The following is a 10,819-nucleotide window of genomic DNA, read 5'->3' on the forward strand; positions in this document are numbered from 1 at the left end:
TTTACCAATGAATATTGAGTGTGTTTTGTAGGGCATCGAGTACCCGGGGACTGACTGCGAGCATTGTGCCGACAATGATTCGTTTAACGCCGCTTGAAACATCTTCACCGGCACTGAGTCCGGTATGGCCGTCCTTCTGTGAACGTCGCAACCGGAGCAAACCTTGCAACGCATAAATAACGCCGACCCACTGCAGCAAAGTCAGGCCGGCGTTAATGGCGACCGCGGCCGGGCCATATTTGCCCTCTGACACATAAGCAATAGCGCCAAAGGTGACATTGCCCAGCGCCATCTGCTGCGAGGTCGCGTTCATGACCTGGTGCAGTGCGATGATGCAGCCGCACACCAAGACGACGGACAGAATTTTTCCTGCGCCATCCTGTACCTGGCCGCGCCGGGCTTTGCTGGCAATGTTCCCAAAGTGCAACGCCAACATGACCAGACCGCCAACGGCACCCAGTGCGAGAACCAGTTGGATCCCGACAGCGGTCACGTTATTGACGGCATTGGCCAGCATTTGGACCAAATCCATAGTTCTCCCTACCGGATAACCCCGGCGGTGGTGATCACCTGGCGTTGTGTGGTGTCAATACTCTGAACGGTGGCATTACCAATGCGGTCACCGGGACGTAGTGCCCAGGTGCTGCCTTGGTAATTAACCCATGCTAGCCCTGGGTAAAGGCTTGCGATCGTTGCACCACGAAGGGAATGGGTTTTGGTGCCAGTCCGGTGGCCATGATTGGCGGAACGAACCGCTGCTGTAGGTTGCGGGGTAGCTATTGTGGTTGATGGGCGCTGTGCCAGCGCATTAACCTGGCGTTCAAGTGCGCGTATCCGCTCGTCGAGTGCCTTGATTCCCTCCCGGTTGTTCTCACTGAATACACGGTTGTTCTCGATAGCGTGCTGTGTAGCTTCTGTAACAATGGCGCGCTCGGTGGGTTCGGGCATAGGCATTGTTGCCGGTGTTTGCTGCTCCCGAGTGATGGAGCCTGCAGGAGAAGATGTTGCCGGTGTCGGAACTGACGGACTCACCGTCTCCTGAGCCGCAAATTGTGGCGGGGCACCGCTATCATGTGGGTTATTGCGCATCACACCGAATATCACGATCCCGATGAGACTCAACGCCATTATTCCCGCCTGTATCGGTGTCACCTTGATACCGAGCGGCAATGTAATGAGCTTTTGTTTTATGGGTTTATTGACGATGGGCGTTTCTGGGATATCGGTATCTTCCGCCAATGGCTCCGGTGGGGGAGCATCAAGATCAAAATGGGACTTGGACATTACTGTTCTCCTGCGTTGAGCGGTGTAACTGCTGCGCTTTTATTGACTCTGTCGCTCTCATACACCCCTTTCATAAATTGGATGGCCACAATTTGGTTTTTGAACACTTTGACCTGCTTAACCGGAAGGCGAGAGGCATCATTGGTCATCACCTTGCCGGCATTGGCCCCCAGGCCGCCGACAATCGTGCCGGCCACGGCCGAACCACTGACCTTGCCGGTACCGCCGGAAATCGTCCCGGCATTGGTGGACAGGATTTGAGTGTTCTGTTGCTTGTAGAGATCTCCCAGGCCGCCGAGGCTCGAGGCAACGGCCGGCAGAAGAATGCGACTGATGTAGCGGTTGCTCACGTCGCTTGCTACTGCTGATTGCAACGTGTCGTCCTGCAGGGCATAAGCGTCCACCTGATAATCCACGTTGTTAAGCGTCATGCGGGTAAAGTGGATCACGACACCATCGCCAGCCAGTTGAACCCCCTGAGCGGTGAAACTGGCACCCGCCAGCCCGCCTGCAGGGATATGTGCGAGAACAATGGAATTGAGGTTGTCAGAATCAACAGCACTGTCGATTACGCCAGGCCGACGGGTATTCGGCGGAACGACCATGATGTCCTTCTCTTTTTTGGTTTGTGCTTCCAGACTGGCGAGGGTTGCCGTTGGTGCATTTCCTGGCAGGCTCTGTGTCCAGTTACCGAACGCGTTGCCTGCAGATGAGTCTGCCGATGGGTTTGTACCTTGTTGCCCTTGAGCTCCCTGACCAAAGGCGCTGGCCAACTGCATATTTCCGGGTTTCCAGCGATCGTTGAGTGTTTTCAAATATCCCTTCAACGCCGCTTTTTGGTCTTCGGCAATACCGCCATTCTGTGGATTGCTGCCTTGCTGAGTATCCGCTGGTGTCGTATTCAGGTTGACCGGCTGTGGGACCGGTGCCGGCATTTCTGCATTGATGTCGCTCATGCGTAATGAAGCAACAAAACTGGTTCCACCATTGTCAGCTGTTTTATAGCCGATGCTGTTGGCCTCGCTTTGCAGTCGCTGGTACTGGACGGTTTCGGCGCTGTTGCGAGGCGCATTATTGGCGACACGATTGAGTTTGTACTGCGATGGGGTCGGTTCGGGTTGGTTTAGGTACCCCCATCCAAGGTAGGCACCTGCACCGATAATGACGACGGCACCTACTATGACCATGACGGTCTTTTTCCCGTCGCTGGCAGCATCTTTTTCAATGGCCATGGTTTCACTCCAGGTTGATGTTCAGGGTGGCGTTTCGCCCCTGAACCGAGAAAACGACTTCTGGGGTAACCGGCAGCTTCCATATGTGGGTGCCGTCAGCAGCTGATGAGGTCTCAACAAAGGCATCCCGTAGCTCACTGCGAGAGCGGATATAAAGGTCATCACCTATTTGCCAGACGTTGGTCATCGGGACATTGCCACTGGTTTTTAACCGTTTGGCTTCTTTGGGCGGGGTGCCATCAAGGAAGGCTTGCAGCGTGGGGTTATCCAGGCTGATTTTCTCTCTTGCGATCGGCAACGCTTTAGCAGCTGGCCCGCGCATAGGGATCCGCAGGTTAAGGCTACTGTCTGTTATCTGCGCTTTGTCAGCGTTATCCGGTTCACCACTGGATAAGGCAATGACCACCGGTACTGGCAAGCCTTGCAAATAAACCGTAACGCTGCCGGTGTCATAGGCGCGCCTTGCCTGCACAGACATCACTGCGCTGTTTGGAATGAACTGAATATAGAACCCGCTTTCGTTACCGTTCACTGGAGGGGCCGCGATATTCCAAGGGGCGCCGGTTTCATCGGTGAATGACACGGTGCTCGGGAAGTTTGGCAGGGCTCGCAGCATGGGTAATGATGCCCCTGGTGACAGGTTCACCGTCAGTGAACTGACTCGCGGGACGGCTGTCACCGGGGAGCGGCTCTCACTGCGCTGCAGCTGATCGAATGTGCTGCGCAGATGTGTGACATCGTCCGGGGAAAGGGGAGCCATTTGGCCTTCGGCATAAGTCAGTGCCGGTGACGGCAACGGGGTGTTCCCAGCCGGTGGTAAAGGGGCATTCTGGGCAGGTCCGGGCGTTGACTGTACCGGTACCGGGTTGTTCTGAGCAGCATTCGCCGCCGGGGCATTGCCCATCGTTTGGGCTGGTTGCCAAGCGTTCGGTGCCGGGGCAACATCGACGGTAGTGGCGGCAAAAGTGTTGGCCGCAGTCAGTAATAACAGACCGGCAAAAGGGGTTTTCATGACTATTGAGCCTCATAGGTAATGAGCTGGGACACTTCCATGCCGGTGTTTTTCAACCGGGGATCGGTACGTTGAATCAGCAGCGACACAACAAAACTTTGTTCGGGCAGTGACGACGTTTGGCCTGTCATCTTGAATTTGGTGGGGTACTGAATTTTCCAGGCATAAACACCGTTCTCCAGCGTCCCCTTACTGACGATGACGCCCGGCGAGGTCATGACGGACATGTTCATTTTCTTGTCCTTAACCGCTGCGAGAACGTTGGATGTGGTCAACGCGGTGTAGTAACTGCGAAACCCCTCATCGGAAAAACGAGGAAGCAAGTTATTCATCTGCGTGCGGTAATTCACAAAGTCTAGGGTGAAAGCTTCACGTATCACGCGGTTACCAAAGTCGGTCACATCGGCATCGCTGTACGCTGGCTGGTCCGTTGGCGTAAGGGGAATGACCCGACCATCCTGCGTGGCAAAATACTTCACCGGCGGGTGCAAAACGGCGTAGATCAATACACCAATGATCAGCAAGCAGAGGGTGATAGTGGCGCTTTGCCACACGTTGGCGATCAATAACTTGCGGGTGAAACTAACATTGAGTTGGTTGGCCTGATGCTGCGCGATGGCGGCGTCATAAGGACCAGGTAACTCCGATGAAGGAGTGACAGGCTGTTTTTTTTGCATGGCGTTATCCACGGGCAGGCCCCACCAGGTTATGCCCGGCGAGGCTGCAAGGAGGAACAGGTAACATCCGCTTGGGTAGCGGAAGGTGTATTAACGACTGAAGAGGTAATCACCACCGGTCGAACTCGAGGATTGCGGTGGCGGTGAAGATACAACGGGCGCCTGTTGGTAAGTGGTTGGGGCGTAGTTTTTAGGCACATTGACTGAACGTGAAGTTGTACCTCCCAGGCCACCACTGCGAGAAGATAAGTCCCCCCAAGGGTCGATTTGACTAGGAATATACTCTTGGATCTTGTCGTGTGCGGCGCGGCAAATTTTGTCTTTTATTCCGCTGAGAATACCGCTCAAATCTGGAAAGGTTGGAACGGTGATCGCCGTGCTGATATCTCCCAAACATTGCTGTAATCCACTGGATACCTGGTTTTCTCGCTGAGACCATGCTTCAGCAGCTTTACGGTCCCGCTCATAGCCGTTTTGGGCGCCGACTTGTGCCGCTGAGGCGGCTCGACAGCTGGCAGCCTGTGCTGGCACCGTCATGGCGCCGGCCACTAACGTGGCCAGGAAAATAGAGCGTAATTGCATAAAGACTCCTTACACCCCGGGACGGGGTGACTGCGGGGTAGGCCGGGAGGTGTTTTCCACAATATCGATGTCCCGGCGCTGCGGGGCTTGCGACGGTGGAATGTAGTCATGCGTAAACCCAAGTTGTTTATGCAGGGCCGGGGGACACTTTGCCGGTTCAATCAGCGGTGCATAGAGACGCTCCTTTTCCCCTTTCAGCCGGAAAACGAAGGCGTTATTGGCGCCTGATTCATGATTGACTGCATTGCCGTAGCCGATCGCCGTTACACCTTCGGTGGTCACCGCGTTGAGTGCCAGATAGCGATGGCCTTTGTCGTTGGTGCAGAGTTTTCCCAGTACTGGATGATATTCCCCCTGATATTGCACAATGCCCTGAACATACTCACCCAAGCCTTTAACCAGCAGCAGCTTGAGCTGATTTTCACTGTCCATTGCTTTCATCAATACGGTGCCGGCATCCTGGGTTTGTGCCGGTAAGTTAGGGTGTGCAGGACGTGTTGCCGGCGCTGCAGTTCCTTCCCCGTTTGGTTTCAGCCACACCAGATCGTTGGCAGGCTCAGGGAGCGGTGGCAGTGTGATACCGGTATCTTTGGCCAGTTGGATCACTTGTTGTTGCAACGCGGCGAAATGGGTCATGTCGTAAGCCACTAATGTTGCCGGCGGTGTGGCCTGTTGTTCATGACTGACCAATAATTGTGGGTCGATAGCAGATTTAATTTCCCACTGATTACGATGGGTGGCGATTTCCTCTGTTTTCTCAACACCGTTAGCATCAACAATGACCTTTCCTTTTTCATCCCGAACTTTTGCCGTAACCGTCACTTCTTTATTGCCTAACCAGGTCAGCGTAACGACGTCGTCCTTATTGAGACCGCTGGCGGGGACGATTTGGGCAAGTTCTTTCCCCCATATGTACCGTTCTCCCCCGGCCGTGCGTAAATGCACGTAATAGTTGTTGTTCTCCGACTCGTCGAAATTATAACGAGCCTGGCCGTGCCCCAGTAAGGTACCGGTCAGTCCGGCTTCACTCTCTTTACGGCTGGCGTTGCGTGGCTCATCGGTCGGCAATACCGTCGGTCTCAGTTCCGGCGGGAGACTGTTCTTTTCTGTGGCGGCAGCAGAAGGTGATGTTGACTCTCGTTCTGGCACAATCGCCGCGGTTGGCGTACCGACTGGCGTTGGGGTCTCTCCTGGCGCAGGTTCATTGCTCAATGCCTTGCGCGCTTCATCCAGCATCAACTGTTGTTGTGGGTTCTTCATTTTGACATCGAGGTTGTACTCGGCGATCAACGTCACGGCTCGCTGTTTAAACTCGTCGCTACCGGTCAATTCAATACGTCCCCGATACTGCTCTCGCGCAACCAGCAGAGCAGTCAAGATCATGGCATCATTTTGGCTGGCCGTGGCGTTGGCCATCGTGAGTCGGTCACCGTGATCAACAAAAGCGGGTTCACCGGAGAACAAATATTTTACAGAACGGCCATCCGCTGCAATTTCATGGGTGATCTGTTGCATTAATGCATCCAGATCAAGAGGGGTGACCTGGCGACTTTGTTTGCCGTCCGGCATTTCTATCCGTATACCGTCAACTTCGAGCTCAACATCGGAAGCCTGCGTTTCCGTTAGGGGCGTATTGGCGCTTTCGTTGATTGGGCCTGAGGTCGGCGTTGGTGCGGTGAGCGATGTTATTTCTGTTGGTGCAATTTTTGCCTGTTTATCTATTAATTTAGCATCATCCGTTTCCTGCTCATCCTTTATGGGGGCCGGGTTAGGGACTGTCGGTGAATACTCCTGGGCCTCTTGTTCATCCAATTCTGCAATAATATGGCTGTAATCGGCATAGTCCTCCTGGAAGGGAGGCGAAGGTTCAGTATAAGTTGCAGCCGTGACTGTGGGCTCGGGATCTGCCGAAGCTTGCATCCTGGTGTCGTTGGCACTGATGTTCGGTTCGATGGGTTCCGGTATAGACGGCATTGGCGTATCGTCTACCGGCGCTTGTACCGGTTCAACGACGGGGATATTTTCCACGGTGTGCTCCACTTGAGTGATATTCAATGCGGCAAATGTTGGCGCCAAGAATTGCGTTAATGCCTCTAGCCCCCGGGCCTGGTGAAAATCGTTAAAATCGGTGAGGCCTTGCTGGCGTTCTGACTGCGTAAACGTCGGCAATATTACCGTGCCGCCTGTGGCGTCGGCGGCTTCTTCTGCTTTCTCTTTACCCGGGTTACCCGGGCGTTTAGGTTTTGGCAGGTCGTCATCTCCCAAAAACAGCTTAGGGCTGTCGGGATAGTGTTCATGCAGGGCTTTCGCCACTTTTACCAGATTGCCGGAGTCAACTGTCATGACGACGGGATGTTGAAGAGCCATTGCCGCACTGGATGCCGTCGCGTACCCCTCGGCAAAGACGATGGGATTGCCATTTTTCAATGAGCCACCGACGACAAAAAAACTGCCCTCTTTTTGGCCACCTTTACTGAGGCGTTTACTGCCATCGGGGGCGATGGTTTGCAGTGTACGGATATCCCCGGCCGCATTGCTGAGTGGAATGACCAGGTTCTCACGTTCTGAGCGGAGACCTTTTGCGGCTTTGACTCCTTTTTTGTTCAGGTAAGCATGATTATGGCCAGCCTGATTGAGGGGGGCGTAACGAGAGGCGGATGCCTGTGCGACCTGATTGTGTTCCTTTATCTTGCGTTGTTCACGCCGATGTTGCTCCTGAGCGGCTATCGCCTTTTGGTGAGCAATAACAGTGGGATCTGGCCGTGCAGAGGCTGATGACCAAACGTTACGGTGATCTCCCGCGCGATGGTCGGTGAACCAGCCATTGGCAAAGCCATCCTTATGGCCCACATAAACCCCTGACTGTTTCCCGGGTTTATCATCATCCATTGCGATACGGTGAGCTTTCCCATCCATTTCAGGAGGCTCGCTGAGTTTTCCCCCAAGGACACGGATAAAGTCGCCAAATTCCTGTTGGGGATCGCCCTGTGCAGACATCACCAGGGCAGTGTCTGTCCGCCATCGAGACAGCTTGCTGAGATCTGCCCCAGGTCTGGCGAACCACAGTTTTTTATCAGCATCGAACTCAAGGGCATTCTGACCATTTTCAAGTTTTCCAGCCTGGCGCTTGGCCTCTTTAAGTTGCTCAAACGGGATCACCAGGTAAGTCGGTTCGGTGACCTTCATACCGCCTCCCAGCCCAGGTCGTCGACATTGCCCGAATAGATGCCAATCCAAATGCGAGTAGGGCGGTATATCAGGGATTGGAGTAAATAGCCGGCCAGAAATGGCGTGTCAGATTTTGCATATTGTTCTTTCATCACAGCTCCTATTCAAAAAACTTTCGATACCACCAAGGTCGCCCGGTAATGATGTTTCCCCGCATCCGGTGCAGCAGTCGTTGCAACAGCACTGTTAGCGTGTAACCGAAGATGGCCAGCACCTTGTAAAAAATCAGCAAGGCGATGCAAAACATGAGCACGGGCAGACTTGGCCAAATGACCCAGATAAGCAGCACCAGATAAACCAATACGGGAATGCCCCAGAAGGTGGCGGGCCGCCCACTGTCGAGCCAGGGGGAATAGTCGTTATCCATCAATGCCTCCGTTGTTTATCGGTGAACTCCCGCCAACCGATCACTCGCTCAGCGACACGGCTATCGATGCGACCTTCAACAAACAGCGTCCAGGCTTGGTCTGCGATCCGGCTTTGTTTTTCCCGTAGCGTTGCGTTGATCATGTCGGGCCAGCGTGAGTAGTGTTCGAGTCCAAGCCGGTGGCGCCAGTCGTCATCAAACAGCACATATTCCCGGACAGCCTGGCGTTTGCCGTCGATCGTCGGCAACAGGTGTTGCACAACGACAAAGCGCATGGCGTCCAGAAGGTCGAAGGCGATTTGTTCACGTGAGTCGTTGGGTGCCATCAAGACACAGCGTGAAAAGGCATGCCCGGGTGAGAAGGCGTGAAGTGTACCTAACGTTAAGTGTCCGGACTGGGCGCAAGCGACTGCAGCCTGGAGCGTCTCAAGGTCACGGATTTCACCGATGCCGATAATATGGGGAGCCCGACGTAAAGCCAGGCGCAAACCGTGGGCAAAACTGGGTACATCACGTCCTATTTCAGACTGCTGCGGTCGCAGCAATAATCGAGGGCTATTTAACAAATACTCGACAGGATCCTCATAGGTCACCAGTTTGCCGTTAGGGTTTGTTTCACCGTAATGCTGGTATACGGAGGCCAGAAGTGTGGACTTTCCCGAACCCGTCGGGCCGCAGACTAACCCCATGCCATCCATCGGTAAAAAGCTGCGGAACAAATCCTCTTCTATCCCCATATCCTCAAGGATGGGGATGTTCGACGGAATGATACGCAGAGTCATGGCAATGGCGGTATTGAGCGCCCCGATCGTCGCCTGGATGAAGTTGGTCCGAAACCTGACTCGCTCACCGCGTTCGAGCCCAAAGCGGCCATTATTGTCGCCTTCTAACTGCAGGGGACGATCGGCCCCTTGCCCCCCCTGAACGAGGGATTTGATATCCGGGGTATACACCTCATCAATCAGGCGAACCAAATTGGCATGTTCCAGAGGGAACTGACCGGCGACCACTTTACGGCCATGATGATCGACAACGATGGGACTGCCACTTTGCAGATGAATATCCGATACGTTATGGCGGTAACAATGAACGAAGAACTCTCGGAGTTTGTCAGCGGTAAGACCGCCCCTGAAATCAAAACTGTCTAAATCCGTCATGTCGACACTCCTTGCTGAGTGTGATGTTGATTACTGTTGGGTGTTTATCGTGGGTTTCCAGCGTTTTTTATCCAGTTCGAAGCCGGCACGTTGTTTCAGGTCGCGGACTTTATCGCCCAGCATCAGCTTGTCTTTCGAACCGGTGACAGACTGCAGCTGTTCACTGACGACTGGTGGGGTGATCATGCCCTGTTGTACAAGGGTGGAATAACGCACCATGCCGGTGTAATCCCGGGTCAGCCGTCCAAAATTACTTTCCAGGGTTCGGTCGGCACTTTCTCGCCCTTCCTGCCATCCTTTCTCTATGGCTGCTCTCCAGACTTTTTCTTCGTCTCCATTTTTGGGGCGGATTTCCGTTGGAATGTCTGTGTTGATGCCCAGGCCAGCCAGCAAATATTGGCGCCAGGTCGGCGGGTTACTGACAAATCGCTCGGGAACGAGAATGTTGTAGACCTTGTTGGCTGTGCGGATCTGACTATCGGTAATGTGGGCCAGAGATTCAGATGCCACGATCACCGGCGGTAACCAACCTTGTCTGCTGATGAGGGGGGCGAACGTATATAGGCGATTAAGCGCATCGTTCTGACCATTCAGAGCCTGTTGAAGCTCCCAGGCGCGTTGAGCCTTTCCCCCACGAAAGCCCACGGTTTGGCCTGCATCATTTAGTAGCTGCCAGAGCGTGTCGTTAAGGCCATGTTTGTCTATGGTCTTGGGTGACAAATAGGCATCAATACTTGGTGGAGGGGATGATTCAGTTGTAGCCCCGATAGCCGGCACCGTGACCAGTGCCAGGCACAGGGCCAGGGCTTTTTGTGTCATGCCAGTTTTCCTTTTTTCAGGGGTAACATGAAATAGAGTCGTAGCTCAGTTGGCTGCTGATCCAACTGAGCTCGCCAATCGATCTGGGTGCGAACCAAACGCAGAACCTGTTCAAAGGTTGCGTCCTGTACATGGATTGTCAGGGGCAGGGGCAGGCGAACGCCCGTATAAGCAAAGGACAAACCGCGTTGATGCGCTAACTGACTGAGTAGTTCGATAGCGTCGCCGTCCCAATCCACTGCGATCCTCTGAGAGTTAGCGGTGATTCGTGGGATGAACAACGATGAACGTGTCTGGTTAATGGCGTCAGCTTGGTTGAGTAGGGTCGTGGTGTTTTGTATGTCCTGTGCTGAGTGGATGATGTGAGCCTGAGGGGTAACCAGTGAATGAGTAGATATGTCACGCGAACATGCACTGAGCATTAGCACAGTGCATGCGACCATAAAGGTTTTCATTGATGA

General features: G+C 54.0%; 12 protein-coding genes. All 12 read right to left on the bottom strand.

Annotation, left to right across the window (positions count from 1 at the left end; genetic code table 11):
* Window position 1 precedes the first annotated feature (1 nt).
* Window positions 2-532, bottom strand: coding sequence for a conjugal transfer protein TraQ (gene traQ / locus QDT79_RS25020; protein WP_010895872.1), 531 nt, complete (start codon window positions 530-532; stop codon window positions 2-4).
* A gap of 8 nt (window positions 533-540) precedes the next feature.
* Window positions 541-1,284: a hypothetical protein gene (locus QDT79_RS25025; RefSeq protein ID WP_308317259.1), complete on the bottom strand. Its 744-nt coding sequence runs from the start codon at window positions 1,282-1,284 to the stop codon at window positions 541-543.
* A complete protein-coding gene (gene traO / locus QDT79_RS25030) occupies window positions 1,284-2,516 on the bottom strand; it encodes a conjugal transfer protein TraO (protein ID WP_308317260.1) in 1,233 nt (410 codons plus the stop codon). The genes QDT79_RS25025 and traO overlap by 1 nt, the downstream gene beginning before the upstream one ends.
* Before the next feature lie 4 nt (window positions 2,517-2,520).
* On the bottom strand, window positions 2,521-3,528 hold the full coding sequence (locus tag QDT79_RS25035) for a DotH/IcmK family type IV secretion protein (RefSeq protein WP_308317261.1): 1,008 nt from the start codon (window positions 3,526-3,528) through the stop codon (window positions 2,521-2,523).
* Window positions 3,529-3,530: 2 nt separating this feature from the next.
* Window positions 3,531-4,205, bottom strand: coding sequence for a DotI/IcmL/TraM family protein (locus tag QDT79_RS25040; RefSeq protein WP_128865590.1), 675 nt, complete (start codon window positions 4,203-4,205; stop codon window positions 3,531-3,533).
* A gap of 90 nt (window positions 4,206-4,295) precedes the next feature.
* Window positions 4,296-4,787, bottom strand: coding sequence for a hypothetical protein (locus tag QDT79_RS25045; RefSeq protein WP_308317262.1), 492 nt, complete (start codon window positions 4,785-4,787; stop codon window positions 4,296-4,298).
* Window positions 4,788-4,796: 9 nt separating this feature from the next.
* On the bottom strand, window positions 4,797-7,973 hold the full coding sequence (locus QDT79_RS25050) for an LPD7 domain-containing protein (RefSeq protein WP_308317263.1): 3,177 nt from the start codon (window positions 7,971-7,973) through the stop codon (window positions 4,797-4,799).
* Window positions 7,970-8,107 carry a hypothetical protein gene (locus QDT79_RS25055; protein ID WP_308317264.1) on the bottom strand — a complete coding sequence of 46 codons (138 nt, stop codon included), beginning with the start codon at window positions 8,105-8,107 and terminating at the stop codon, window positions 7,970-7,972. Before QDT79_RS25055 ends, QDT79_RS25050 begins: the two co-directional genes overlap by 4 nt.
* A gap of 8 nt (window positions 8,108-8,115) precedes the next feature.
* The gene (gene icmT, locus QDT79_RS25060; RefSeq protein WP_017891017.1) at window positions 8,116-8,382 is read right to left on the bottom strand and encodes an IcmT/TraK family protein; all 267 of its coding nucleotides are present in this window, start codon (window positions 8,380-8,382) and stop codon (window positions 8,116-8,118) included.
* A complete protein-coding gene (gene traJ / locus QDT79_RS25065; RefSeq protein WP_129935373.1) occupies window positions 8,382-9,539 on the bottom strand; it encodes a plasmid transfer ATPase TraJ in 1,158 nt (385 codons plus the stop codon). Before traJ ends, icmT begins: the two co-directional genes overlap by 1 nt.
* A 30-nt stretch (window positions 9,540-9,569) precedes the next feature.
* The gene (locus QDT79_RS25070) at window positions 9,570-10,358 is read right to left on the bottom strand and encodes a type IV secretory system conjugative DNA transfer family protein (protein WP_308317265.1); all 789 of its coding nucleotides are present in this window, start codon (window positions 10,356-10,358) and stop codon (window positions 9,570-9,572) included.
* The coding region (locus QDT79_RS25075) for a DotD/TraH family lipoprotein (protein WP_373275495.1) at window positions 10,355-10,819 on the bottom strand (465 nt) is incomplete at its 5' end. The genes QDT79_RS25075 and QDT79_RS25070, both read right to left, overlap by 4 nt.

The sequence above is a fragment of the Serratia marcescens genome (assembly GCF_029846115.1).
Classification (GTDB): domain Bacteria; phylum Pseudomonadota; class Gammaproteobacteria; order Enterobacterales; family Enterobacteriaceae; genus Serratia; species Serratia marcescens_L.

Coding starts and splice junctions, on each gene's coding strand:
- traQ (WP_010895872.1), bottom strand. CDS start 532: ATGGATTTGGTCCAAATGCTGGCCAATGCCGTCAATAACGTGACCGCT.
- QDT79_RS25025 (WP_308317259.1), bottom strand. CDS start 1,284: ATGTCCAAGTCCCATTTTGATCTTGATGCTCCCCCACCGGAGCCATTG.
- QDT79_RS25035 (WP_308317261.1), bottom strand. CDS start 3,528: ATGAAAACCCCTTTTGCCGGTCTGTTATTACTGACTGCGGCCAACACT.
- traO (WP_308317260.1), bottom strand. CDS start 2,516: ATGGCCATTGAAAAAGATGCTGCCAGCGACGGGAAAAAGACCGTCATG.
- icmT (WP_017891017.1), bottom strand. CDS start 8,382: ATGGATAACGACTATTCCCCCTGGCTCGACAGTGGGCGGCCCGCCACC.
- QDT79_RS25045 (WP_308317262.1), bottom strand. CDS start 4,787: ATGCAATTACGCTCTATTTTCCTGGCCACGTTAGTGGCCGGCGCCATG.
- QDT79_RS25050 (WP_308317263.1), bottom strand. CDS start 7,973: ATGAAGGTCACCGAACCGACTTACCTGGTGATCCCGTTTGAGCAACTT.
- QDT79_RS25055 (WP_308317264.1), bottom strand. CDS start 8,107: ATGAAAGAACAATATGCAAAATCTGACACGCCATTTCTGGCCGGCTAT.
- QDT79_RS25070 (WP_308317265.1), bottom strand. CDS start 10,358: ATGACACAAAAAGCCCTGGCCCTGTGCCTGGCACTGGTCACGGTGCCG.
- traJ (WP_129935373.1), bottom strand. CDS start 9,539: ATGACGGATTTAGACAGTTTTGATTTCAGGGGCGGTCTTACCGCTGAC.
- QDT79_RS25040 (WP_128865590.1), bottom strand. CDS start 4,205: ATGCAAAAAAAACAGCCTGTCACTCCTTCATCGGAGTTACCTGGTCCT.